Source organism: Pleomorphomonas carboxyditropha, assembly GCF_002770725.1.
Classification (GTDB): domain Bacteria; phylum Pseudomonadota; class Alphaproteobacteria; order Rhizobiales; family Pleomorphomonadaceae; genus Pleomorphomonas; species Pleomorphomonas carboxyditropha.
This window is the reverse complement of the sequence record NZ_NQVN01000004.1, coordinates 40,063-63,017: the sequence shown is the minus strand read 5'-3', so window position 1 is coordinate 63,017 and position 22,955 is coordinate 40,063. Positions and strand designations below refer to the sequence as shown.

Sequence of the window (22,955 nt, the reverse complement as noted above, 5' to 3'; positions counted from 1 at the left end):
CGGCGTGCGCATGTTGCGCACCGCTCTCGGTCCAGCGATCGCGCGCTTCCTGGAAGAACCCGGCGTCGTCGAGGTGATGCTCAACCCGGACGGGCGGCTCTGGATCGACCGGCTGTCCGAGGGGCTGTCCGACACCGGTGAGCGCCTGTCGCCGACCGACGGCGAGCGCATTATCCGCCTGGTGGCCCATCATGTTGGCGCCGAGGTTCATGCCAGCTCGCCGCGTGTCTCCGCCGAGTTGCCGGAGAGCGGCGAACGCTTCGAGGGGTTGCTACCCCCCATCGTGACGGCTCCGACCTTCGCCATACGCAAGCCCGCTTCCGCGATCTTCACGCTCGACGATTACGTGGCCGCCGGCATCATGACGGCGGATCAGGCGGTCGCTCTCCGACAGGGCGTTGCCACCCGCGCCAACATCCTGGTTGCTGGCGGCACCAGCACTGGCAAGACCACGCTCACCAACGCGCTTCTCGCCGAGATGGCGAAGACTGCCGATCGCGTCGTCATCATCGAGGATACCTGCGAGTTGCAATGCGCCGCACCGAACCTCGTCGCGATGCGGACCAAGGATGGCGTGGCGTCGCTTTCCGATCTGGTTCGCTCGTCGCTGCGCCTGCGCCCTGACCGTATCCCGATCGGCGAGGTGCGCGGCGCCGAGGCCCTCGATCTCCTCAAAGCCTGGGGCACCGGCCATCCCGGCGGCATCGGCACCATCCACGCCGGCAGCGCCATCGGCGCGCTGAGAAGGATGGAGCAGCTCATCCAGGAAGCCGTCATCACCGTGCCGCGGGCGCTGATCGCCGAGACCATCGACCTCGTGGCGGTGCTCGCCGGTCGCGGCTCCCAGCGTCGCCTTGCCGAACTCGCCCGCATCGACGGCCTCGGACCGGATGGCGACTACCGCGTCATCCCCGCTTGCCCGCCGTCAACAGGAGAAGTCTCATGATCCAGCATGCCGCCCGCTTCCGCCGCCGCATCGCGGCGGTCGTCGCCTTCACCTATGCCAGCCTCGTCCTGGCACCAAGTGCCTACGCCTCCGGCTCGTCCATGCCGTGGGAGGCGCCGCTGGAGCAGATCCTGGAATCTGTCGAGGGGCCGGTCGCCAAGATCATCGCGGTGATCATCATCATCGTCACCGGCCTGACGCTGGCCTTCGGCGACACGAGCGGGGGCTTCAGGAGACTGATCCAGATCGTCTTCGGCCTCAGCATCGCCTTCGCGGCCAGCTCGTTCTTCCTGTCGTTCTTCTCGTTCGGCGGCGGAGTGCTGATCTGATGGCGGGCATTTTCGAACAAGCCGCCGACGTGCCGGGCTTCACCATTCCCGTCCGTCGGGCTTTGACCGAGCACATCCTGCTCGGCGGCGCGCCACGCGCCATCGCTATCCTGAACGGCACGCTGGCCGGCGCCGTCGGCCTGGGGCTGCGGCTCTGGTTGGTCGGCCTCGCCCTGTGGGTGGTCGGGCATTTCGCTGCCGTCTGGGCTGCCCGGCGAGATCCGCTGTTCGTCGAAGTGGGAAGACGGCATCTGCGCATCCCCGGTCATCTATCGGTCTGAGGGAGATGCGACCATGATGAGTCTTGCTGAGTATCGCCGAACAGCCGCCCGTCTCGCTGACTTCCTGCCCTGGGCGGCATTGGTCGGCGAAGGCGTGGTTCTAAATAAGGACGGTTCGTTCCAGCGCACGGCGCGTTTCCGCGGCCCCGATCTCGACAGCGCAGTCGCGGCCGAGCTGGTCGCCGTCGCCGGCCGCATCAACAACGCCGTTCGGCGGCTCGGATCGGGCTGGAGCCTCTTCGTCGAGGCCCAGAGATACGAGGCCGCGACCTATCCAAACAGCCGCTTTCCCGATCCGGCCTCGGCGCTGGTCGATGCCGAGCGCAAGGCTGACTTCGAGGAAGCCGGCACGCATTTCGAGTCGAGCTATTATCTGACCTTCCTCTACCTGCCGCCCGCCGAGGATGTGGCGCGTGCGGAAAGCTGGCTCTATGAGGGCCGCGAGCAGTCCGGTGTCGACGCCCGCGAAATCCTAAACGGCTTCACCGATCGCACCGACCGGGTGTTGGCGCTGCTCGATGGGTTTATGCCTGAATGCACCTGGCTCGATGACGCCGGGACGCTGACCTATCTGCATGCGACGATCTCGACCAAGCGCCATCGAGTTCGTGTCCCGGAAACACCGATGTATTTGGACGCGCTGCTCGCCGACCAACCCCTCGTCGGCGGACTGGAACCGCGTCTTGGCAACGCGCATCTGCGCATCCTTACCATCGTTGGCTTCCCCACGGCGACCACGCCGGGAATCCTCGACGACCTGAACCGCCTGGCGTTCCCGTATCGGTGGAGCACACGTGCCATCCTGCTCGACAAGACCGATGCCACCAGGCTGCTGACGAAGATCAGGCGGCAGTGGTTCGCCAAGCGCAAGAGCATCGGCGCGATCATCAAGGAAGTGATGACCAATGAGCAATCGGTGCTGGTCGACACCGACGCCGCCAACAAGGCGGCCGATGCAGATTTAGCCCTGCAGGAGCTTGGCGCCGACTTCGCCGGCATGGCCTATGTGACCGCCACCGTCACCGTCTGGGACCAAGATGCCCGATTCGCCGACGAGAAGCTGCGCCTCGCCGAGAAGATCATCCAGGGTCGTGATTTCACGGCGATGCCGGAAACCGTCAATGCCGTCGACGCCTGGCTCGGCTCGCTGCCGGGCCACGTCTACGCCAACGTCCGCCAGCCGCCGATTTCGACGCTCAATCTCGCTCACATGATTCCCTTGAGCGCGGTGTGGGCCGGTCCCGACAGCGACGAGCACTTCGAGGCGCCGCCGCTGCTCTATGGCAAGACCGAAGGTTCGACTCCGTTCCGCCTCGCCCTGCATGTCGGCGACGTCGGCCATACACTGGTGGTCGGGCCGACTGGCGCGGGCAAGAGCGTGTTGCTGGCGCTGATGGCGCTACAGTTTCGCCGCTATGATCGCAGCCAGGTCTTCGCTTTCGATTTCGGCGGCTCGATCCGGGCGGCGACGCTGGCCATGGGCGGCGACTGGCACGACCTCGGCGGCGACCTGACCGAGGGCGTCGAGTCCTCGGTTTCGCTTCAGCCGCTCGCCCGCATCCACGAGACGCCGGAACGCGCCTGGGCCGCCGACTGGATCGTCGCCATCCTGACGCGCGAGGGCATCGCCATCACGCCGGAGGTCAAGGAGCACCTGTGGTCGGCGCTCACCTCGCTCGCCTCGGCGCCGGTCGAGGAGCGCACCCTCACCGGTCTTGTCGTGCTGCTCCAGTTGCACAATCTCAAGCAAGCGCTCAGGCCCTATTGTGTCGGCGGTCCCTATGGCCGGTTGCTCGATGCCGAGACCGAGCATCTCGGGCAAGCCTCCGTCCAGGCGTTCGAGACCGAGGGCCTGATCGGTACTGGCGCCGCTCCTGCCGTGCTCTCCTACCTGTTCCATCGCATCGGCGACCGGCTCGATGGCCGGCCGACGCTGCTGATCGTCGACGAGGGTTGGCTGGCGCTCGACGACGATGGCTTTGCCGGCCAGATCCGCGAATGGCTGAAGACGCTCAGGAAGCGGAATGCCTCCGTCGTCTTTGCCACCCAGTCGCTCAGCGACATCGACGGCAGTGCCATCGCGCCGGCGATCATCGAGAGCTGTCCCACCCGGCTGTTGCTGCCGAACGAACGGGCGATCGAGCCGCAAATCACCGCCATTTACCGGCGCTTCGGCCTCAACGACCGGCAGATCGAACTGATCGCCCGGGCGATGCCGAAGCGTGATTATTACTGCCAGAGCCGAAGAGGTAACCGCCTGTTCGAACTTGGCCTCAACGAAATCGGGCTCGCGCTGACCGCCGCTTCGGCCAAATCCGACCAGTCCCTCATCGCCCGCATTCACGCCGAGGACGGTCGCAATGGCTTTCTCGCGGCCTGGCTCCGCGCGCGGAGCGTCGATTGGGCGGCCGACCTGATCCCCGATCTCACCAACCTGGAGAGCAAGCGATGATGATCCGTCGCTCTCGCGCGGCACTCGTCGCCGCATCGTTCCTCTCGCTTCCCATCGCCTTTTCGCCCTTGCTGGCGCCGACGGCCGCCGCCGCCTGGCTCGTCTATGACCCGACCAACTATGTCCAGAACGTCCTTCAGGCGGCCCGGGCGCTCGAGCAGATCAACAACCAGATCACGAGCCTGCAAAACGAAGCGCAGATGCTCATCAATCAGGCGCGGAACCTGGCGAGCCTGCCTTATTCCTCGTTGCAGCAGCTTCAGCAGTCCGTCCAGCGCACCCAGCAGCTTCTGCAACAGGCGCAGCGCATCGCCTTCGACGTGCAGCAGATCGATCAGGCGTTCCAGAGCCAGTACGGCAATATCCCCCTGACTGCGACCGACCAGCAACTCGTCGCGGACGCACGAAGCCGCTGGCAGAACACCGTCGGCGGCTTGCAGGACGCCATGCGGGTTCAGGCCGGCGTCGTCGGCAACATCGATACCAATCGCACGCAGACGGCGGAGTTGGTCGGCCAGAGCCAGGGTGCGACCGGCGCCCTGCAAGCCGCGCAGGCTGGCAACCAGCTCCTCGCCCTGCAGGCGCAGCAGCTTTCCGACCTGACCGCGCTCGTCGCCGCCAACGGCCGGGCCGACGCGCTGACGGCGGCCGAACGCGCCGCCGCCGCCGAACAGGGCCGTGTGCAGCGCCAGCGCTTCCTGAGACCGGGCAGCGGCTATCAGCCCGGCAACGCGCAGATGTTCAACAGCGGCAACTGAGAGCCGGAAGGGAGCATCGTTATGGATGGCAAGACGTTGGCCCAACTGGGCGCAATCGTCTTTGTCGCGGTCGCCATCACCGCGACGGCGATCGAGATGACGCGCAAGGAAGAAGCTCCGGCACCCCGGCCGGCGCTCGTGGTCACGCCGTCGCGCGATCCCCTGCGCGAAGATCAACGTCGTTGCCAGCAGATGGGCGAGGCCGCCGCCGGCGATGCCGACTGCCTGCGTGTCTGGGCGGAGACGCGAGACAGGTTCCTCGGCCGCACCACGGCGCGCGTCTCTCCGTCCCCCGGCGAAGGGCGGTGATCCATGGGCACCGGCGTCATCGACCAGTTCCTCGGCGTGTTCACCCGCTACATCGACAGCGGCTTCGGCCTGCTCGGCGGCGAGGTCGCCTTCATCGCCTCGACGCTGATCGTCATCGATGTGACGCTCGCTGCCCTGTTCTGGTCCTGGGGCGCGGATGACGATCTCATGGCGCGCCTCGTCAAGAAGACGCTGTTCGTCGGCGTCTTCGCCTACCTCATCGGCAACTGGAACAACCTGGCCCGCATCGTCTTCGAGAGCTTCGCCGGCCTCGGCCTCAAGGGCTCCGGCACCGGCTTCACCGTTGCCGACCTGATGCGGCCGGGCAAGGTGGCGCAGACCGGCCTCGACGCCGGCCGGCCGCTACTCGAGTCCATCTCCGATCTGATGGGCTGGGTCAGCTTCTTCGAGAACTTCATCCAGATCGCCAGCCTGCTATTCGCCTGGGCGCTGGTGCTGCTCGCCTTCTTCATCCTCGCCGTCCAGCTCTTCGTGACATTGCTTGAATTCAAGCTGACGACGCTGGCCGGCTTCGTGCTCATCCCGTTCGGGCTGTTCGGCAAGACCGCCTTCATGGCCGAGCGGGTGCTCGGCAACGTCGTCTCCTCGGGCATCAAGGTGCTGGTGCTGGCCGTCGTCATCGGCATCGGCTCGACGCTGTTCTCCGAGTTTACCGCCGGCTTCGGCGACACGGCGCCGACCATCGACGACGCCATGGCGATTGTGCTGGCCGCCCTGTCGCTGGTCGGACTCGGCATCTTCGGCCCCGGCATCGCCAACGGCCTCGTCTCCGGCGGGCCGCAGCTCGGCGCCGGCGCGGCCGTCGGTACCGGCCTTGCCGTCGGCGGCGTGGCGCTCGCAGCCGGTGGCGGCGCCATGCTGGCCGCCAAGAGCAGCTTCACGACGACCGGCGCTTCCACCCTGGGCAGCACCGTCGGCGGCGGGACCGGTGCTGGGAACACGGCTTCCGCAGGGGGAACCGCATCGCCTTCCGCACCGGATTCTCCGCCGGCCTGGGCGCAACGCATGAAACATGGCCAGACGATGAGCCACGGCGCTACCGCCGCCGCGCACGCCATGCGCTCGGGCGACAGTCACGGTGGCGGCGCCTCCGTCAACCTCTCCGAAAGCGACCGCTCATGAGCCTCTTCAAGCGCGCCTCCACCCACTACGGCAAGACGCCGGAACCCGTCACGCCCTACCAGAAAGCGGCGCAGGTCTGGGACGAGCGTATCGGCACGGCCCGTATCCAGGCGAAGAACTGGCGGCTGATGGCCTTCGGCTCGCTAATCCTGGCGGCCGGGCTTGCCGGCGGTCTGGTCTGGCAGTCGGCGCGCGGCACCGTCGTGCCCTGGGTGGTGGAAGTCGATCGTCTCGGCGAGGCGCGAACCGTTGCCACCGCCGTTGCCGACTACCGGCCGACCGACCCGCAGGTGGCCTGGCATCTGGCGCGGTTCATCGAGGAGGTGCGCAGCATCCCGGCCGATCCGATCATCGTCCGCCAGAACTGGCTCCGGGCCTACGACTGGACCACCGACCGCGGCGCCGCCGCGCTCAACGACTACGCTCGCGCCAACGATCCGTTTGCCAAAGTCGGCAGGCAGCAGGTTGCCGTCGAGGTGTCATCGGTCATCCGTGCCTCGCCCGACAGCTTCCGCGTCGCCTGGACCGAGCGTCGCTACGACAACGGTCAGCTCTCCACCACCGAACGCTGGACCGCCATCCTGACCATCGTCGTTCAGCCGCCGCGCGACGCCGAACGGCTCAAGGCCAATCCGTTGGGAATTTACGTCAACGCCATCGCCTGGTCGCGGGAGTTGGGACAATGAACCGGCCGACGATCCTGAAAGCCACAAGCCCGACTGGCCTTGGTTCCGCGTCTCCGTGTGGGCGACTTTCCATGTTCCCGGCTTGTCGCACTCACGTGTCTCCGGTTTGCTGCGCTGGCGTATCCTCGGCTTTCCGTAAATGCGGCATCACGCTTCTGCTCGTTTCCGCTGCCCTGCTCGCCGGCTGCGCCACAGCGCAGAAGCCGCCGCAGATCAGCTATGACGCCGACGTGCCGCCGTTGCCGGCCGTGCCGGCTGGCACCGTCGACGAGCGGCCGAAGCCGCTGCACGTGCCACCGGTCTGGACGCCGGCACGCGGCGGGGTGGCTGCCGGTACGCCGGCGGCGCGGGTCGAGAACGCCAACGCCGCCGCCCGCGTCGAGCCGCGCCGCGAGGGCTACTACAACGCCATCCAGGTCTATCCGTGGAGCGAGGGCGCCCTCTACCAGGTCTATGCAGCGCCCGGCCAGATCACCGACATCGCCCTCGAGCCGGGCGAGGGCCTGACCGGCGCCGGGCCGATCGCCGCCGGCGACACCGCCCGCTGGATAATCGGCGACACCGAGAGCGGTTCTGGCGTCACGCGCCGCGTCCACGTGCTGGTCAAGCCGACCCGGCCGGACATCTCGACCAACCTCGTCGTGACTACCGACCGCCGCACCTACATGCTCGAGCTGCGATCCGGCGAGAAACCCTACATGCCGTCGGTCGCCTGGGCTTATCCGCAGTTGCCGGCCTCGCAACGTCCGGGCGTGCCGGCGACGCCGGTCATTCCGGTCATCTCGGCCCGGAACTATCGCTATGGCCTCACCGGCGACACGCCGCCCTGGCGGCCGGTCTCCGTCTACGACGACGGCAGGCGCGTTTATCTGGAGTTCCCGCGCGGCATCGCACAGGGCGAGATGCCGCCGTTGTTCGTCATCGGCCCGGACGGCGAGGCGCAGATCGTCAACAGCCGCATTTACCAGAACGTCCTGATCGTCGACCGCCTGTTCGGTGCCGCCGAGCTGCGCCTCGGTGGCGGCGACCGCCAGCAGACCGTCCGGATCGTGCGAACCGATGGCCGGCAGCCGGGATCGACCCCAGGAAAGCCGGAAGGAGGGCAGTCGTGATGAGCGGCAGTGACAGGAGCGAAGCCGTGGATGAGCCACTGTCCGCCTCCGCCTCGGAATCCGCCACCTCCATGCGGCTGCGCGCCGAGCCACCGCGCGTCACCCGCCTGTCGCGCAAGGTGCTCACCGGGCTCGGCCTGGTCGCCTCGCTCGGCATCGGTGGTGCGCTGATCTACGCCTTGCAGACCCGCGATCGCGGCCCCGGCGGCGAGGAGCTCTATTCCACCGATAACCGGGTGACCGCCGACGGGCTTGCCGGTCTGCCGCGCGACTATACCGGCCCGGTCCTCGGCCCGGCGCTGCCCGGCGATCTCGGCCGGCCGATCGTGGCGGCGCAGAACCGCGGCCAGCCGGTCGTGCCGCCGACCGTGCAGCCCACCACCGTCGATCCGGCCGAACAGCGCCGGCTCGCCGAGCAGGAAGCCGCCCGCACCAGCCGCGTCTTCTTCCAGGCCGAGGCAAGAACCGCTGCCGGCGTCGGATCGTCTGCCGGCCCGACGGCAAGGGACCCCGGCAGCCTAGGCTTGGCCGGCGCATCCGGCGCGCAGGACCGGGAGGTGGCCTTCCTCAATGCCGGCGTCGACCGCCGCACCGTCGCCGCCGATCGCGTCATGGCGCCGGCGTCGCCCTACGTGCTTCAGGCCGGCGCCGTCATCCCGGCGGCGCTGATCACCGGCATCCGCTCCGACCTGCCGGGGCAGGTCACCGCCCAGGTCACCGAGAGCATCTATGACAGCCCGACCGGCCGCTTCCTGCTCGTGCCCCAAGGCACCCGCATCATCGGCCAGTACGACAACAACGTCGGCTTCGGCCAGCGCCGGGTGCTCTTGGTCTGGAACCGTCTGATCTTCCCCAACGGCCGCTCGATCGTGCTCGAGCGCCAGCCCGGCGCCGATCCCCAAGGCTATGCCGGGCTCGAGGATGGCGTCGACTATCACTGGTGGGATCTCGCCAAGGCCGCCGGCCTGTCGACGCTGCTCAGCGTTGGCGCCGAGCTGGCCACGGATGACGACGACCGGCTGATCCGGGCCATCCGCGACGGCGGCCAGGACACTATCAACGACGCCGGCCAGCAGATCGTCCGCCGCCAGCTACAGATCGCGCCGACGCTGACCATCCGGCCCGGCTTCCCGGTGCGCGTCATCGTCACCCGCGATCTCGTGCTCGAATCATACCGGGGATAGCCATGGCGAAGTTGAAGCTCGGCCCGATTGCTGACGACAAACCAGTGAAGGTGACAGTGGAACTGCCTGCCAGCCTCCATCGCGATCTGATCGCCTACGCCGAAATTCTCGCCCGCGAAAACAACCACGCGCCGACCGATCCCATGCGTCTCATCGTTCCGATGCTGGAGCGATTCATTGCGACGGATCGGTTCTTCGCAAAGGCGAGGCGAACTGTGACACCGTCGAGATCGGAAAATTGAGAGAAGCGGTTCCCGATCGCGCCATAGAACGGGCGAGGCTCAGCAGTCGACGGCACGCAGGATTGTCGTTCCTAGGCGACCATATCGCGCTGAACGATAGTACCTCATTGAGAATGGGGCGGTAGGCGACCCCTGGCATCTGTGCCCCTGTTGCTGCTTCGCTCGTGAGGGTGAGGCCGCGTCCCATGGCCACCATTGACAATAGATCATCCCGTCCGACCAATTGGACATGGATCTCCGGGTGGCGACCGAGAGCGGCAAGCCGCTGCACAAGATAATCGTGGACTGCGGGGCCGGGCGCCGCATCGCTAACAATAAAGCTCTCGCCAGCGAGATCATGCCAGCCAAGCTCTGCTTTTGCCGTCAGCCGATGATCGCTTGGCAGGACCGCAAAGATCCGCTCCGACCATAGGTATTCGGTCTGGCAGTCACTCCACTCCGCCGTGCCGATTATGAAGGCGACGTCGAGCTGGAATTGCCGAACAGCCGCGGCATGTTCTGCGGGGCTGCCATCCATCAACTCCATCAGAATGCTCGGATGGGCTTTGTCGTAAGCCCGTAGCAGCTCGAACAGGAAGCCTGAGGCCAGCGACGAGAGAATGCCAACCTTTATGCAGCCTTCGTGGGAGCGGCCAATTGCTGCGACATCCTTGGCGCCTTCATCGATCTGCCTAAGAGCTATACGCGCTCGCTGAAGAAAGCGCTGCCCTGCCAGCGTCAGACGGACACCGCCATTGTATCGTTGGAACAAAGAAGCGCCTAGATAGTCTTCGAGATCGCGAATGCTTCGGCTGATCGCGGACTTCTGTATCTCCATGGAGTCTCCCGCCTTGCGGAAACTGCCATATTCTGCTGCGGCAACGAAATAGCGCAGATGGCGAAGCTCTATAGAGCTGGAACGCTTCGCCATCTGCAGCGATCAGCGAGCGCGGATGTCGGCGCTCATCTCGGTCGCGGACATCGGCGCAAGTTGAGGACAGCCCGCTATATTCGACGGCCCTGCTCTGAGCCGGAAAGGATAATTCATGTCCAGCCTCAGCCTGCTTAGTTGACGATGTCGCCAAGGTCCATCATCACCGCGCCTCCGCGCTTGGCGCATCCTCGACGGCGTGGCGCAGCCAGACCATCCCACCTTCGAGAATCTCGCATCCGATCAGCCGTAGCGCCTTACCGGCGCCAGGGCGCTCGCCCTCCGCTCCGTCATAGTCGACGATGCTTGACGCTCCGGCGAGGCCATCGACAGCGGGAAAGATCAGCGTACTGAACTCGTCGATCAGGCGATGCTTGAGAAAGGCGCCGTTGATCCGGCCGCCGCCCTCGAGCAGCAGCCTCTTCACCCCGAACACGTTGGCAAGTTGGTCCATGGCTCCGGGGAGATCGTCGCCTTTCGGGCCGGCGAAAATATAGGAGACGCCGTCTTCGCGCAGTTCGGCCAGATAGTCGTCCGGGACCTGCTCCCCCAGCACCGCGACGATGTGGTCGCCGCCGATATTGTCCTGGCCATAGTGGACACGTCCCGAGGGGTCTATGGCAACAGCAAGGTCCCTTCCGTTTCGGTTGGCGACGTGAGGTTGGCGCGCCACGGTCGGGGCGTTGTCGATGGCTCGCTGGAGACCCTTGGCCATCTCGGCCATGGTCTTGCGGCCGACGATCCATCCCTCTGCGTTGAAGTGTCCCGCCACCTCTTCATAGTGGCTGCGTAACACCTTGACGGAGATACCCTCGGCCGCCGGGGTAAACCTGCTGGGATGGAGGCGACCGTCGATGGAGGTGCCCATATGGCAGACGATGAAGGGGCGCATCAGGGAGCATTCCAAGATTGAGTAATGAAACGCACCGAGCCCGCTGCGGCGAAGCGCGTCGGATCTGCCTCTGTATATTGCTCCGGCGCTGACATGATTAGGCCGGAAATCATGCTTGAGGTCATGAAACGCTCTCATCAATGAGGAACGTCGACTAACCCCTTCAGTGTCGCGCGACGGCCGTAAGTGAGGGCTGAGCGATGCCTTGTGCGGTCAGCGCGCCGAACAAGCGGTCATCAAGAGCAGAGCCGACCACAAGGTTTGATCTCGTCGCCTCGCAGGAAGAGGCCACTCGATGCCAAGCCATCGGACTTCAGAAATTATGGGCGTCCACGACTGGAAGCAGCCGGCACGTTATAGTGGCATCTGCATGAGCATGTTGGCGAGAATTCATGAATCCGGCTCATGGCGTCAATCTCATTTCCCTACCTAGTTCCGGCCGTGGCGCCTGTCATAATGGAGCGCCTTGCCGCCTAGAAATTCACGGGCTTTCCAATCCGCATCCGAGACGCGAAGCCTTTGTGTTTGCATGCCGGCGGGATCAGTCACACCGCCCCTCTTCTTCCCGGTTGATGATGCGATGCGTAGAGCTGAGAGCCCACTTCCTTTGAACTCGCCCATGGTCAATGCCTTGGACAACGGTATGACGCGCCGCGCCGCTGTTGCCGCCGTCCTTGGTGGCGCGTTCGTTTCGTCGATCGTTCGGGCAGAGACAGCGGATCAGTCGAGGTCGGCCATGAGAATCGCAATCGACATTGGCGGGGCACGGTTGACCGCGACGCTCGCCGACAACCCGAGCGCCCGGGACTTCGCGGCCATGCTGCCGCTGGATCTGACGTTCGAGGATTACGCATCAATCGAGAAAATCGCCTACCTGCCGCGCAAGTTGACCACCGAAGGCAGCGGCCCGTTTGCCAACGAAGCCATCGGCGACCTCGCCTATTACGCGCCCTGGGGCAACATCATCTTCTACTACGGCAACTATCGCTACTCGAACGACGTGATCCGCCTTGGCCGGTTCGACGGCGACATCGCGCCGCTACTGCGCGACGGACGGTTCGCCGCGCGGATCACGCGCCTTCCATAGACCCGAAGGATAATCCCATGCTCGGAACAGTGCTTTACGGTCCAGGCGACATCCGCTGCGAGGCCGTCGCTGAACCAGAAATCGTTGAGGCGACCGATGCCATCATCAAGCTTTCGGCATCCTGCATCTGCGGCTCCGATCTCTGGCCCTACCGCGGCCTCCAGCCGGTCGATGCGCCGATGCACATGGGTCACGAGTATTGCGGCGTGGTCGTGGAGGTGGGACGCGCCGTCAGGACCGTGAAGCCGGGACAGTTCGTGGTCGGCTCGTTTTGTATTTCGGACAATACCTGCCCGCATTGCCGCTTCGGCTTTCAATCGTCCTGCGAGCAGCGCGAGTTCATGAGCCGAGCTCAGGCGCCGGTTTTGCGCGTGCCGCTCGCCGACGGCACGCTGGTTGCGACCTCGGCCATGCCTTCGGACGATCTGATCCCGAGCCTGCTGGCCGCGTCCGACGTGCTTGGCACCGGTTGGTACGCCGCCGACGCGGCCCGCGTGCAGCCAGGCAGCACCGCCGTCGTGGTCGGAGATGGCGCGGTTGGGCTCATGGGGGTTCTTGCTGCGAGGCATATGGGGGCGGAGCGCGTCATCGCCATGAGCCGTCACAAGACGCGCCAAGATCTCGCGCTTGAGTTCGGGGCAACGCACATCGTGTCGGAGCGGGGCGACGAAGGGGTTGCGCGCGTCAAGGAACTGACCGATGGCGTCGGTGCCGACTCGGTCCTCGAATGCGTCGGTACGCAGGAGTCCATGACGCAGGCGATGAATTGCGCCCGTCCCGGCGGCTCCATCGGCTTCGTCGGCGTTCCGCACGGGGTCCAGATCGACGGTCAAGGTCTGTTCTTCGCCCAAAAGAGCCTGCTGGGCGGACCGGCGCCGGTGCGCCGATTCCTTCCTGATCTGATCGATCTGGTGCTGAACCGGACGATCAATCCTGGAAGGGTTTTCGATCTCGCCCTCCCGTTGACCGACGTCGCCGAAGGCTATCGTGCGATGGACGAACGGCGCGCGATCAAGACGTTGCTCCACGTGTGAAGCGGCCGGGCGGTCGCGCCGCTCCCGGCGCGGCCGTCAGGCTTCATGTTGCTTCAACGCGGAAAGCGGCACATGCAACTCCTCCAGTTTCGCGAACGCCTGGAGCAGATAGTCCACCGTCACGCGCACGCGGGGCGCGACCAAGGCGCGATGGGGGTATTGCAACGTCATCTCGAAACTGCCGGGGTGGTGGGCATCCAGCAACAGAACCTTCAGCCGGCCGTCGACCAAGTGTTTCCAGGCGTGATGGACGCCCACCTCGGCAATGCCTGCGCCCGCCAGCGCTGCCTGGGCGAGCGCTTCCGGAGATGATAGGGTCATGACAGAAGCGTCGGTATTGAGAGTGGTCACGCTCCCGTCTTCGGCCCTGAAATTCCAAGGCAAGACACGACCGCCCAGAAAACGTCGCGTGAGCAATCGGTGTCGGGCGAGATCGTCGGGCTTTCGCGGCACGTCATACCGAGAGAGGTAGGCCGGCGACGCGATCAGAACCATGTTCATGTGGCAGATCGTTCGCGAGACCAGTGACGAGTCGGCAATGCGGCCGCCTCTCAACGCCAGATCATAGCGATCGTGGACCAGATCGATGATGCGATCATCGAAGTCCACTTCGACCGCCAGGCCAGGGTATTTCTCGAGGAGTCCCGGGAGGGCCGGCACCAGTTGCTCCCGGCCGAAACCGACGCTCGTCGAGATTCGGACCCGTCCTGCGGGCGCCGCGCGATGCGCAATTGCGGCCTCGGCCGCCAGATCCAGAGCTTCGAGGGCAATGCGGGCTTGACGAAGGAACGCCTCTCCTTCCTCGGTCAGGTTCAACGTGCGCGTCGTGCGGTTCATCAACCGCACGCCGAGCGCTTTCTCCAACCCGGCGATGTTCTTGCTAACCGCCGCCGACGAAATGTCCAAAGCGCGCCCGGCGCCGGCGAAACTGCCGGCGTCCGCCGCCTGCACGAACGAAAGGATGGCGCGAACGCGCTGCGTCGAATTCATGGCTTGAGATCCGGTGCCCTGCTTCTGGAGGAGAGTCTACTCTCAACTCGAAGTTATGTAATCATAAACCGCATGGCTCATTCTGTTCATGAATAGCTCCGCATAAATTGCAGCCATCGCAATGCTCGAATGGCTCGCAAATGCTCAATTTCCAATTTCATAACCCGACCCGCATCGTCTTCGGCAAGGACACCGTTCCGGCGCTCGACGAACTGATCCCCGGTGATGCGCGCGTCCTGATCCTCTACGGTGGTCAGAGCGCGGAGCGCACCGGCACCCTGGCCGAGGTACGCAAGGCGTTGGGCGATCGCGCCCACTACGAATTCGGCGGCATCGAACCGAACCCCAGCTTCGAGACGCTCACGCAGGCGGTCGAGCAGGTCCGCTTTCACAACATCGATTACCTCCTGGCGGTGGGCGGCGGCTCCGTCATCGACGGCACGAAGTTCGTCGCGGCCGCCGCGAAATTCGTGGGCGACTCGTGGCAGATCCTTGAGACCGTCGGTGGCGCCGTCCGCGACGCGCTGCCGTTCGGCGCGGTGCTGACCTTGTCGGCGACCGGCTCCGAAATGAACTTCAACGCTGTGGTGACGCGCAAGGCGACGCAGACCAAGGCCCTCTTCGCATCGCCTCATGTGTTCCCGCAGTTTTCCATCCTGGACCCGAGCAAGACCTTTACCGTCCCGGCGCGCCAGCTCGCCAACGGCGTGGTCGATGCCTTCACCCATGTCGTCGAGCAATACCTGACCTATCCCGTTGACGCGCGGGTCCAGGATCGTTTCGCCGAAGGGCTGTTGCAGACCTTGATCGAGATCGGTCCGACGGTGGTCAGCCAACCCCCGGACTACCAGTCACGCGCCAACATGATGTGGGCGGCCACGATGGCGCTCAATGGCCTGATCGGAGCCGGCGTGCCGCAGGACTGGGCCACCCATCTGGTGGGGCACGAGCTCACGGTGCTCCATGGCCTCGATCACGCGCAGACTCTGGCCATTCTGTTGCCGTCGATGCTCGACGCCCGTCGGGACGGCAAGAGGGCAAAGCTGCTGCAGTACGCCGAACGCGTGTGGCACATCACGGCGGACAGCGAGGACGAAAGGATCGATCTCGCCATCGAGAAGACCCGCGCCTTCTTCGAAGACCTCGGCGTCAAGACCCGCCTTTCCGACTATGGCATCCAGGCTGAGGCAATCGACGGATTGGTCGAGCAGTTGGGCCTGCACGGCATGACCCGGCTCGGCGAGCGTCAGGACGTGACGCTGGAGGTCAGCCGAACGGTTCTTGAAGCCAGCCTTTGATGCGACCCACGCACGCCGATTAAGGACAGAGCAATGAAAACCCTCGTCATCGTGTCTCATCCCTATCCCGATCAATCCAAAGTCATCAAGGACTTGCAGAGGACGGCCGAGAAGACCGCCGGCGTCGCCGTGCGCAACCTCGAGTCGTTGTACGGCGGCCGCCTGAATGGCTTTGACGTGGCGGCAGAACAGCGAGCGCACGACAATGCGGACCGCATCGTCTACCTGTTCCCGATCCATTGGTTCAACCTGACGCCGATGCTCAAGGCCTATCTGAATCAGGTGTGGTCTTACGGCTGGGCGTTTGGCCCCGAGGGAACGGCACTGAAGGGCAAGGAGATGCAGGTGGTCGTCTCCGCGGGGGCGACCGAGCAGACCTACTCCGCCACAGGCTTGATCCAGAGCACGGTGGACGAGGTCCTGACGCCGATGAAGGCGAGCGCCTACTACGTCGGAATGAAATACCTGCCGCCTCTGGCTTTCTATAACGCCATGGGCGTCAGCGAAGAAACTCTCGCAGCCTTCCGCCGCGCCTTTGTCGAGAAGCTGGTTATGCCACTCGCCGCGCCTGTGGATGCGTAAACCTAACACACCACCAGGTTCTGAGCGTTGGCGCCGTCACTAGGCGGTCAGCGCTCATGAACCACTTGTGGCAGCCAGGAGCAAGATCCATGAAACTGCTTTGCCTCGACATCCCCCAGCCGGGTGCCAGCCTTGAAAAGTACCAGCCGCATCTGCTCGATGAAGTGCGTCATGCCTGGCTGCTCTACAAAAGCACCGTCGTGCGCGACATCTATTTCCGGCAAGACCGTCCCGGTGTCGCTATCATCGCCGAATGCGAGTCGGTGGAAGCCGCGCGCGAAGCCCTGGCCGAATTCCCGCTGGCCAAAGCGGGCCTCATCGATTGGGACATCATCCCGCTCGGTCCCTTTCTGAACTGGGAAATGCTGTTCGCTCCATCGCGTCAGTGACAAGCTACGCCACTATCGATGGCTTGGACTGGAAGCTATAATTTGCATGCGAGCATGAGAAGGATTCATGGGTGGCGCGCGAGAACATCAAGGACCTGCTTGTGTTTTTGGCAGTCGCTCGTGAGGGCGGCTTCACCAAAGCTGCGGCAAAGATGGGAGTCTCACAATCAGCTCTGAGCCACACGATCCGTCAGCTCGAGGCACAGCTCGGCGTCCGGCTGCTCACCCGCACGACGCGCGCCGTCTCGCTGACTGAAGCCGGCGAGCGGCTGCTTGCCGGCATAGCTTCGCATTTCGATGAGATCGAGGCGCAGGTCGACGCTCTGAACGATCTCAGGGAAAAGCCTGCGGGCACCATCCGGATTACCGCGGCCGACTATGCGATCAGCAGCGTCTTGTGGCCGAAGCTGCAAAAGTTTCTTCCAAACTATCCTGACATCAAGGTCGAGCTCCTGCTCGACAACGGTCTCACGGATATCGTCACCGAGCGCTATGACGCCGGCGTTCGTATGGGCGAGCAGCTTGCGAAGGATATGATTTCCGCGCGCATCGGTCCGGATTTTCGTTTCGCCGTTGTCGGTGCGGAATCCTACTTTGCGGAGCATGCCGAGCCGACGAGCCCACAAGACCTCATGCACCACACCTGCATAAACTATCGCTTTCCCACGTCGGGCGGGCTCTGGGCCTGGGAGTTCGAGGAGAAGGGGCGCGAGATCAAGATTCGTGTCGACGGTCAGCTTACCTTCAACAACATTTTTCATGCGCTGGATGCTGCGCTTGCGGGCCTCGGCGTCGCCTATGTGCCCGAGGAAATCGCGCAACCCCATCTTGCAGCAGGGCGCCTAAGGCGAGTTCTCGAAAGCTGGTGTCCGTACTGGGACGGCTACTATCTCTATTATCCGAGCCGGCGCCAGTCTTCGCCCGCCTTCGTCGCACTGGTCGAGGCATTGCGACACCGCGAGTAAGGCGCCGAAAGCTCAGGATCTGGCCAGCAACCGACGCAGCAAATCGGCTATGCCGTTCGGCAAGAGCTTCAGCGTCACCATGGCCGAGGCCATCACCATTATCGCCGTGACGAGAAACACATCTCGGATCCCAATGCAGCCGGCGATCAACCCAAGCGCAGGTCCGGCGATGCCGAGCGCCAGGTCGAGAAAGGCGGTATAGGTTCCCATCGCCGCCGCCCGGCTTTCAGGGGGTGTTCGGTGCACCGCCTCCACGCCGAGTGCCGGATAGAGCAGGGAATGACCGAAACCCGTGAGCCCTGATCCGACGAAGGCCAGCAGCGGCGATGGCGCGATCCAGATCGAGACCTGACCGGATGCGATGATCACGAGACTTGCCAGGGCGACTTTGGCGCCTCCCACCCGGTCGGGCAGATGGCCGAACAGCACTCTCGCCAGGATGAAGGCGACGCTGAAGATCGTGAACGCGGCCCAGGCCGCGTTCCAGTGCCGCTCGGTAAAAAGCAATGCGATGAAGATGGTGATCGAGCCGAACCCCATGCTGCCGAGCGCCAGTGCCAAGCCGGGAACATGCACGAAGCTGAGCACGGCACGCATGCTCGGCCGCTGACCGGGAAGTGGCGCGGCCCCCGCAAATGGCGTGACGCACAGGACCGCGGCGAGCGGGGCGATCATCGTCGCGAGCGCGACGGCGGCGAAACCGCTTCGATCATAGAGCAGGGAGCCGAATGGGGCGCCGAGGGCAAAGGCCGCGAACATCGGCATTCCCATCCAGGCAATCACCTTGCCGGCGTTCGCCGGCCCACCGAGAGCCAGCCCCCATGCGAGCGCACCGGTGATGACCAAGCTCTCCGCGGCGCCGAGCACACCGCGGCCAAGGATCAGGATCGCAGCCGAAAGAGCAGGAACCGACACGAAAAGCAGGGAAGAGAGATAGAGCAGGCCCGCGGCCGCAGCGACGATACAGCCGATGACGATCGCCGGCTTGCCGCCGCGTGCATCCGCAAATCGTCCCGCCCAGAGACGCGATGCCAGGGAAGCGATGAACTGGCTGCCCGCGACCAGTCCAACCACGAACGCAGGCAGGCCCAGCCGCCCATCAACATGGAGCGGCAAAACCGGCATCGCCATGCCGATCACGAAGAAGAGGATGAAGACCACCGACGCCATCGGCAGGAGAGAAACCGCAAGCGAAGGTTTCGAGCCCTCCCGAGGAACCGCCGATGTCATTGTGGAGTGCCTTCATTGCTTGGAGGCCGAGCCGTCGGCACGCTCGGTTGCCATCGAGGGCGGTGCCGAAACCGTGTCAAGACAGTACCAAACGGGGAGCCCCGACAATATCTGGGCTCCCCTGAGACACTAACAAACCAATCGCCAGCGAGATGAAGCTGCCTCGCTTATGCGCTGAGATGCTGGTCGAAGAACGACTTGAGCTTGTCGAACGGAATCACATCCAGGCGGTCGTACAGAGCGACATGGTCGACGCCCGGGATGATCATCAGCTCCTTCGGCTCTGCCGCCGCCTTGTAGGCGTCCTCGCTGAAGTAACGCGAGTGGGCATTCTCGCCGGCGATCAGCAGCACCGGCCGCGGCGATATTTCCTTGATGTAGGTCAGGAGCGGCATGTTCATGAACGACAGCGGATTTGTCACGGTCCAGCCTGTCGTCGAGTTCACCGAGCGCGCGTGGAAGCCGCGAGGTGTCTTGTAATAGTCGAAGTACATCCGGATGACGGGATTGTCGACGCCGTCCAAGGTTTCGGGCAGCCCGCCTGCCAGCTTGGGCGTTCCGCTTTCGGCATCAGCCCATCGCTGCTGGCTCATCTGCTTGAACGACTGCGTGCGCTCTTCGGGAGTGAGCGCGTCATAATAGCCCCGCGCCATGACGCGCGACATGTCGTACATGGAGGTGGTCGCGACGGCCTTGACGCGCTTGTCCACGGCGACGGCGTTCAATGCCATGCCGGCAAAGCCGCAAATGCCGATGATGCCGATCCGATCCCGGTCGACGGAAGCGTGCAGGCCGAGATAGTCGACAGCGGCGCTGAAATCCTCGGTATTGATGTCGGGAGAAGCGACACTGCGGGGCTCTCCGCCGCTTTCTCCGACATAGGACGGATCGAACGCGACCGCGACATAGCCGCGCTCGGCCATGGTCTGCGCGTAGAGGCCCGCAGACTGCTCCTTCACCGCGCCAAATGGACCGGCGATGGCGAGCGCCGGCAGCCGCTGGTCGGCACGGTTCTTCGGCAGGTACAGATCGCCCGACAATGTAATGCCATAGCGGTTCCGGAAGCTGACCTTCTGGTGATTGACGTTCTCGCTCTTGGGGAAGGTCTTGTCCCACTCGTTATTGGATTGCGCGACAGCGGGTGCGCCGGCGACGGAGGCGGCACTCAACGCAGCGGCGCCAACACCTGCCATCTTGAGCAGATTGCGACGACCAGCGTCGGGCACATCCTGGAATTTGACTGTATTGACAATCTCATTCTGCTCGATCATGGCAGCATATCCTTTCCGTATAATACGTTGATTTACTCATTTTATTCGACGCGGGGCTCATCGACTAGGCGGCCAACTTTGATTGAAGTGATGAGGTCGATTCATTAATCCGGAGATGCTGGACCAGCTCGCGAAGCGCATAACGTCGCCTGGCTGAGGCTTGAGCGGCGCTCAGTTCGCACGTTCGATCCGAATGGCTATCGGGCCGGGGCGATCGAAAATCGACACATCGCCAGTCACATGGCCGAGGATCACGATGCCGGGCGGAGGGACACGCCCGTTCCGGTAATAGATGACGAAATGATCCGGTCCCCAAAGCCCGAGCGTCCCAGCCCTGAACGCGCGTTGTCTCGGGGCTTCCGGAAGAGCTGCGGGAAGATCACCGGTCTTCTCCTGACGCAGATGATCCCGCATCGCGATCGTGATCGGCAGCATCTCGACCAAGCGACGTGTCGCGGTGTTGTCGACCAGCGTGGCGGTGATCCATCCCCAGTCTGACGAAATCTGGATGCGCTCTTGGGCTGTTGCAGGTCCTGTCAGCACAAGGGTGAGACCGGCTGCGAGGAGAGACGTGTACCGCATATGGCGTTCACCTAAAGTGAGCGTGGTGAAAGGAGCTTGGAGGCCAAAAGACTTTCGCTCCGCCGGCGCCTGCAAAGGGCCACAGCCGGGCGATTGTTGAGCCGGTCGATCCAGGTCAGTGTCGCGAACTTGACGGCTTCGAAGCTTCGCCGCGGGATGCGCGGCGCATATATGACGCTTCCCTACCAGGAGTAGGCTTCGGGCGCCTCGCCGCCGGGGCCGGGCCAGATCTTGTCCAGCTTCGCCAGCACCTCGGGCGACAGGACGATCTCGGGCGCGCGAAGCTGTTCGACCAGTTGCTCCTTCACTCGCGGCCCAATGATCGGCGCGGTGACGGCCGGGTTGTGCAGGAGCCAGGCGATGGCCACGTCGGCCGGACGCTCGCCGAGGTCGCCGCAAAGCGCCTCATAGGCTTCGAGCTGCGCGCGATTGCGCTCGACCCTTTGGGCAAGCCCGGCGCGTCGGCCGTCGAGTGTCTTGTCGAGCACGCCGCCGAGGAGTCCGCCCGCCAAAGGGCTCCATGGGATGATGCCGATCCCATGATGCCGCGCCGCCGGGATTACTTCCAGTTCGATGGTTCGGTCGACGAGGTTGTAGAGGCTCTGCTCCGCCACGAGGCCGAGGAAATGCCGCTCGCGCGCCACGCCCTGCGCGGTGGCGATATGCCAGCCGGCGAAATTGCTGCTGCCGATATAGCTGACCTTGCCCTGCTGGACGAGAAGCTCCATCGCCTGCCAGATTTCCTCCCAAGGCGTGGCGCGGTCGATATGGTGCATCTGGTAGAGGTCGATATGGTCGGTCTTCAGCCGCCGGAGGCTGTCCTCGCAGGCGCGGCGGATGTGATAGGCGGACAGCTTCCGGTCGTTCTGCCCGTAGTCCATGGGCTGATACACCTTCGTCGCCAGCACGATCTTGTTGCGACGCCCACCCTGGTCGAGCCAGCGGCCGATGATTTCCTCCGAAATGCCGTAACCCTTCTCGATGTCCGGCTTCTGCGGGCCGCCATATACGTCGGCAGTGTCGAAGAAGTTGATGCCGGCATCGACGGCAGCATCCATGATCTCGAAGGCGGCTGCTTCGTCGGTGACATAGCCCCAATTCATGGTTCCAAGCGCAAGCCGGCTGACGCGCAGGCCGGTGCGGCCAAGATGGGCGTATTGCATCGAGGATCTCCTTGTGGTTGGCCGCGGGCGGCGACGGACCGGCTCAGCCGAGCGAAACCCCTGTCCGCTCGGCAAAGGCGGCGAGCAGGGCGTCCTGGGCTGCCTCGTCGTAGACGTCGGCGTGAACACTGTCTTCTTTCTGATGGAACAGATACCGGCCGGTGATCCGGCTGGCCGGGTCCGTGCCTTCGGCCAGCCAGACCTGCGTCATGTAGCCGGCGCGCAGATCGTCGGGGGCGTATGGCCCATTGTGGAATCCCATGACCGTCGGCACCCAACCCGGAGCGACCGCGTTGACACGCAGGGCGGAGTGACGCCGGGCGATCGCCGTCGCAAGTACCGCCATGTGGAGCTTGCTGTCGTTGTAGTTGACATTCGTGCCTTCGCCCCGGATCTCGTCGAGCTTGAGGTTGCCGCCCCGGTGCAGGTCCGATGTGAGGTAGACCAGCACTTCCCGGGGCGCATCGACGAGGCACGTCAACAGATACGGCGACAGCGAGTTGGCGTTGAGGATTTCAGCATTCGGCAGGCCGTATTCGCCGGAATTGTGGATGATGATATCGAACGCTCCCAACTCGTTGATCTGGGAAGCGAGCGCTCGGGTCTCATCCAGATTCAGCAGGTCGCCGATGACCACGGATTCGAGACCGGGCAGGTCGCGTCGCACGTCAGCGGCGCGTTGAGCGTTGCGCGCGTGTGCGACGACGCGATGACCCCGCCGGAGCAGGTAAGCGGCGGCAAGCTGACCCAACCCAGCGGTTGAGCCGGTGATCAGGATGCGCCTGCTTCCCGTCTCGCCCTGCGGCTGAATGTTCTCCTCGATGTAGCGCAATTCGTCTGCGACTTGCTGAGTGTTGTAGATGCCCACGCCGAACCGGTCTCCGCTGGGCGCGAGACCATTGTCCCCTGGCCCTGCGGGCGCGGGAACGGCGGACGATTCAGCGTGTCCGAGTTGAGGAAGGGCGAGGCCCGCGACTCCGAACGCGGTTGCGGACAGGAGAAGGCTACGTCTGCTCATCCTGGTCATGCGGTTCACCGTCTTTCGTGGTTGCCGCGCCAGGATAGAGCTCCGGTCTCCCGCTGATAATCCACTCAAATATGCATGTAGCTATGAGATTGT

25 protein-coding genes are annotated in these 22,955 nt (G+C 64.4%); 17 read left to right on the top strand and 8 right to left on the bottom strand.

All coding sequences use genetic code 11. The annotated features are described in order from the left end of the window. Positions 1-10 precede the first annotated feature (10 nt). The 11 genes from trbB to CJ014_RS09110 all read left to right on the top strand — a co-directional run bounded on the left by trbB (position 11) and on the right by CJ014_RS09110 (position 9,442). The gene (trbB, locus tag CJ014_RS09155; RefSeq protein ID WP_425351908.1) at positions 11-946 is read left to right on the top strand and encodes a P-type conjugative transfer ATPase TrbB; all 936 of its coding nucleotides are present in this window, start codon (positions 11-13) and stop codon (positions 944-946) included. Continuing rightward, complete coding sequence (locus tag CJ014_RS27820) at positions 943-1,275, top strand: TrbC/VirB2 family type IV secretion system protein (RefSeq protein ID WP_165790804.1); 333 nt, start codon at positions 943-945, stop codon at positions 1,273-1,275. The genes trbB and CJ014_RS27820 overlap by 4 nt, the downstream gene beginning before the upstream one ends. Then, on the top strand, positions 1,275-1,556 hold the full coding sequence (locus CJ014_RS27815; RefSeq protein ID WP_165790803.1) for a VirB3 family type IV secretion system protein: 282 nt from the start codon (positions 1,275-1,277) through the stop codon (positions 1,554-1,556). The genes CJ014_RS27820 and CJ014_RS27815 overlap by 1 nt, the downstream gene beginning before the upstream one ends. 13 nt (positions 1,557-1,569) lie before the next feature. Further along, complete coding sequence (gene trbE, locus CJ014_RS09145) at positions 1,570-4,008, top strand: conjugal transfer protein TrbE (protein WP_100080176.1); 2,439 nt, start codon at positions 1,570-1,572, stop codon at positions 4,006-4,008. Continuing rightward, positions 4,005-4,766, top strand: a complete 762-nt coding sequence (gene trbJ / locus CJ014_RS09140) for a P-type conjugative transfer protein TrbJ (RefSeq protein ID WP_100080175.1) — start codon at positions 4,005-4,007, stop codon at positions 4,764-4,766. Before trbE ends, trbJ begins: the two co-directional genes overlap by 4 nt. A 21-nt stretch (positions 4,767-4,787) precedes the next feature. Then, positions 4,788-5,075: a putative entry exclusion protein TrbK-alt gene (gene trbK-alt / locus CJ014_RS09135; RefSeq protein ID WP_100080174.1), complete on the top strand. Its 288-nt coding sequence runs from the start codon at positions 4,788-4,790 to the stop codon at positions 5,073-5,075. Positions 5,076-5,078: 3 nt separating this feature from the next. After that, positions 5,079-6,218: a P-type conjugative transfer protein TrbL gene (gene trbL, locus CJ014_RS09130; protein ID WP_100080173.1), complete on the top strand. Its 1,140-nt coding sequence runs from the start codon at positions 5,079-5,081 to the stop codon at positions 6,216-6,218. Further along, positions 6,215-6,904, top strand: a complete 690-nt coding sequence (trbF, locus tag CJ014_RS09125) for a conjugal transfer protein TrbF (RefSeq protein WP_100080172.1) — start codon at positions 6,215-6,217, stop codon at positions 6,902-6,904. The genes trbL and trbF overlap by 4 nt, the downstream gene beginning before the upstream one ends. Positions 6,905-6,975: 71 nt before the next feature. Further along, positions 6,976-8,016 (top strand): P-type conjugative transfer protein TrbG, encoded by a 1,041-nt coding sequence (gene trbG, locus CJ014_RS09120; RefSeq protein WP_100080171.1) that lies wholly within the window; start codon positions 6,976-6,978, stop codon positions 8,014-8,016. Then, complete coding sequence (locus tag CJ014_RS09115) at positions 8,016-9,200, top strand: TraB/TrbI/VirB10 family type IV secretion system protein (protein WP_100080170.1); 1,185 nt, start codon at positions 8,016-8,018, stop codon at positions 9,198-9,200. Before trbG ends, CJ014_RS09115 begins: the two co-directional genes overlap by 1 nt. 2 nt (positions 9,201-9,202) lie before the next feature. Continuing rightward, on the top strand, positions 9,203-9,442 hold the full coding sequence (locus CJ014_RS09110; RefSeq protein ID WP_100080169.1) for a DUF2274 domain-containing protein: 240 nt from the start codon (positions 9,203-9,205) through the stop codon (positions 9,440-9,442). Here the strand turns inward: CJ014_RS09110 and CJ014_RS09105 are convergent. Next, positions 9,375-10,352, bottom strand: a complete 978-nt coding sequence (locus CJ014_RS09105; RefSeq protein WP_100080168.1) for a LysR family transcriptional regulator — start codon at positions 10,350-10,352, stop codon at positions 9,375-9,377. The genes CJ014_RS09110 and CJ014_RS09105 overlap by 68 nt on opposite strands. 163 nt (positions 10,353-10,515) lie before the next feature. Beyond that, positions 10,516-11,244, bottom strand: coding sequence for a dihydrofolate reductase family protein (locus CJ014_RS09100; protein WP_100080167.1), 729 nt, complete (start codon positions 11,242-11,244; stop codon positions 10,516-10,518). 619 nt (positions 11,245-11,863) lie between these two features. Between CJ014_RS09100 and CJ014_RS09095 the strand changes: the two genes are divergently transcribed. Together CJ014_RS09095 and CJ014_RS09090 are read left to right on the top strand one after the other, a co-directional pair. Then, positions 11,864-12,331 (top strand): cyclophilin-like fold protein, encoded by a 468-nt coding sequence (locus CJ014_RS09095; protein WP_245427215.1) that lies wholly within the window; start codon positions 11,864-11,866, stop codon positions 12,329-12,331. A 17-nt stretch (positions 12,332-12,348) separates the two neighbouring features. Continuing rightward, on the top strand, positions 12,349-13,365 hold the full coding sequence (locus tag CJ014_RS09090; protein WP_100080165.1) for a zinc-dependent alcohol dehydrogenase family protein: 1,017 nt from the start codon (positions 12,349-12,351) through the stop codon (positions 13,363-13,365). Positions 13,366-13,401: 36 nt separating this feature from the next. On the opposite strand, the gene CJ014_RS09085 is transcribed toward CJ014_RS09090, so the two are convergent. After that, positions 13,402-14,355, bottom strand: coding sequence for a LysR family transcriptional regulator (locus CJ014_RS09085; RefSeq protein WP_100080164.1), 954 nt, complete (start codon positions 14,353-14,355; stop codon positions 13,402-13,404). 140 nt (positions 14,356-14,495) lie between these two features. Here CJ014_RS09085 and CJ014_RS09080 point away from each other — a divergent pair, with 140 nt between their 5' ends. The 4 genes from CJ014_RS09080 (at position 14,496) to CJ014_RS09065 (ending at position 17,589) form a co-directional block, all read left to right on the top strand. After that, a complete protein-coding gene (locus CJ014_RS09080; RefSeq protein ID WP_100080163.1) occupies positions 14,496-15,653 on the top strand; it encodes an iron-containing alcohol dehydrogenase in 1,158 nt (385 codons plus the stop codon). Between the two features lie 33 nt (positions 15,654-15,686). Next, positions 15,687-16,235 carry an NAD(P)H-dependent oxidoreductase gene (locus CJ014_RS09075; RefSeq protein WP_100080162.1) on the top strand — a complete coding sequence of 183 codons (549 nt, stop codon included), beginning with the start codon at positions 15,687-15,689 and terminating at the stop codon, positions 16,233-16,235. An 89-nt stretch (positions 16,236-16,324) separates the two neighbouring features. After that, entirely contained in the window at positions 16,325-16,624 is a 300-nt protein-coding gene (locus CJ014_RS09070; RefSeq protein ID WP_100080161.1) for a superoxide dismutase, read from the top strand. Between the two features lie 71 nt (positions 16,625-16,695). Next, the gene (locus tag CJ014_RS09065; RefSeq protein WP_100080160.1) at positions 16,696-17,589 is read left to right on the top strand and encodes a LysR family transcriptional regulator; all 894 of its coding nucleotides are present in this window, start codon (positions 16,696-16,698) and stop codon (positions 17,587-17,589) included. A 12-nt stretch (positions 17,590-17,601) separates the two neighbouring features. Here the strand turns inward: CJ014_RS09065 and CJ014_RS09060 are convergent, their stop codons facing one another. The 5 genes from CJ014_RS09060 to CJ014_RS09040 form a co-directional block, all read right to left on the bottom strand. After that, a complete protein-coding gene (locus tag CJ014_RS09060; RefSeq protein WP_100080159.1) occupies positions 17,602-18,819 on the bottom strand; it encodes an arabinose transporter in 1,218 nt (405 codons plus the stop codon). Between the two features lie 167 nt (positions 18,820-18,986). After that, positions 18,987-20,090: an alpha/beta hydrolase gene (locus CJ014_RS09055; RefSeq protein ID WP_100080158.1), complete on the bottom strand. Its 1,104-nt coding sequence runs from the start codon at positions 20,088-20,090 to the stop codon at positions 18,987-18,989. Between the two features lie 171 nt (positions 20,091-20,261). After that, positions 20,262-20,672, bottom strand: coding sequence for a cyclophilin-like fold protein (locus CJ014_RS09050; RefSeq protein WP_100080157.1), 411 nt, complete (start codon positions 20,670-20,672; stop codon positions 20,262-20,264). 182 nt (positions 20,673-20,854) lie between these two features. Next, complete coding sequence (locus CJ014_RS09045; RefSeq protein ID WP_100080156.1) at positions 20,855-21,835, bottom strand: aldo/keto reductase; 981 nt, start codon at positions 21,833-21,835, stop codon at positions 20,855-20,857. A 43-nt stretch (positions 21,836-21,878) separates the two neighbouring features. Beyond that, positions 21,879-22,703, bottom strand: coding sequence for an SDR family NAD(P)-dependent oxidoreductase (locus CJ014_RS09040; protein ID WP_165790802.1), 825 nt, complete (start codon positions 22,701-22,703; stop codon positions 21,879-21,881). Positions 22,704-22,955 lie beyond the last annotated feature (252 nt).

Excerpts from the sequence above, each read along its gene's own strand:
- trbB (WP_425351908.1), top strand. The coding sequence starts at position 11 with ATGTTGCGCACCGCTCTCGGTCCAGCGATCGCGCGCTTCCTGGAAGAA.
- CJ014_RS27820 (WP_165790804.1), top strand. The coding sequence starts at position 943 with ATGATCCAGCATGCCGCCCGCTTCCGCCGCCGCATCGCGGCGGTCGTC.
- CJ014_RS27815 (WP_165790803.1), top strand. The coding sequence starts at position 1,275 with ATGGCGGGCATTTTCGAACAAGCCGCCGACGTGCCGGGCTTCACCATT.
- trbE (WP_100080176.1), top strand. The coding sequence starts at position 1,570 with ATGATGAGTCTTGCTGAGTATCGCCGAACAGCCGCCCGTCTCGCTGAC.
- trbJ (WP_100080175.1), top strand. The coding sequence starts at position 4,005 with ATGATGATCCGTCGCTCTCGCGCGGCACTCGTCGCCGCATCGTTCCTC.
- trbK-alt (WP_100080174.1), top strand. The coding sequence starts at position 4,788 with ATGGATGGCAAGACGTTGGCCCAACTGGGCGCAATCGTCTTTGTCGCG.
- trbL (WP_100080173.1), top strand. The coding sequence starts at position 5,079 with ATGGGCACCGGCGTCATCGACCAGTTCCTCGGCGTGTTCACCCGCTAC.
- trbF (WP_100080172.1), top strand. The coding sequence starts at position 6,215 with ATGAGCCTCTTCAAGCGCGCCTCCACCCACTACGGCAAGACGCCGGAA.
- trbG (WP_100080171.1), top strand. The coding sequence starts at position 6,976 with ATGTTCCCGGCTTGTCGCACTCACGTGTCTCCGGTTTGCTGCGCTGGC.
- CJ014_RS09115 (WP_100080170.1), top strand. The coding sequence starts at position 8,016 with ATGAGCGGCAGTGACAGGAGCGAAGCCGTGGATGAGCCACTGTCCGCC.
- CJ014_RS09110 (WP_100080169.1), top strand. The coding sequence starts at position 9,203 with ATGGCGAAGTTGAAGCTCGGCCCGATTGCTGACGACAAACCAGTGAAG.
- CJ014_RS09105 (WP_100080168.1), bottom strand. The coding sequence starts at position 10,352 with ATGGCGAAGCGTTCCAGCTCTATAGAGCTTCGCCATCTGCGCTATTTC.
- CJ014_RS09100 (WP_100080167.1), bottom strand. The coding sequence starts at position 11,244 with ATGCGCCCCTTCATCGTCTGCCATATGGGCACCTCCATCGACGGTCGC.
- CJ014_RS09095 (WP_245427215.1), top strand. The coding sequence starts at position 11,864 with ATGGTCAATGCCTTGGACAACGGTATGACGCGCCGCGCCGCTGTTGCC.
- CJ014_RS09090 (WP_100080165.1), top strand. The coding sequence starts at position 12,349 with ATGCTCGGAACAGTGCTTTACGGTCCAGGCGACATCCGCTGCGAGGCC.
- CJ014_RS09085 (WP_100080164.1), bottom strand. The coding sequence starts at position 14,355 with ATGAATTCGACGCAGCGCGTTCGCGCCATCCTTTCGTTCGTGCAGGCG.
- CJ014_RS09080 (WP_100080163.1), top strand. The coding sequence starts at position 14,496 with ATGCTCAATTTCCAATTTCATAACCCGACCCGCATCGTCTTCGGCAAG.
- CJ014_RS09075 (WP_100080162.1), top strand. The coding sequence starts at position 15,687 with ATGAAAACCCTCGTCATCGTGTCTCATCCCTATCCCGATCAATCCAAA.
- CJ014_RS09070 (WP_100080161.1), top strand. The coding sequence starts at position 16,325 with ATGAAACTGCTTTGCCTCGACATCCCCCAGCCGGGTGCCAGCCTTGAA.
- CJ014_RS09060 (WP_100080159.1), bottom strand. The coding sequence starts at position 18,819 with ATGACATCGGCGGTTCCTCGGGAGGGCTCGAAACCTTCGCTTGCGGTT.
- CJ014_RS09055 (WP_100080158.1), bottom strand. The coding sequence starts at position 20,090 with ATGATCGAGCAGAATGAGATTGTCAATACAGTCAAATTCCAGGATGTG.
- CJ014_RS09050 (WP_100080157.1), bottom strand. The coding sequence starts at position 20,672 with ATGCGGTACACGTCTCTCCTCGCAGCCGGTCTCACCCTTGTGCTGACA.
- CJ014_RS09045 (WP_100080156.1), bottom strand. The coding sequence starts at position 21,835 with ATGCAATACGCCCATCTTGGCCGCACCGGCCTGCGCGTCAGCCGGCTT.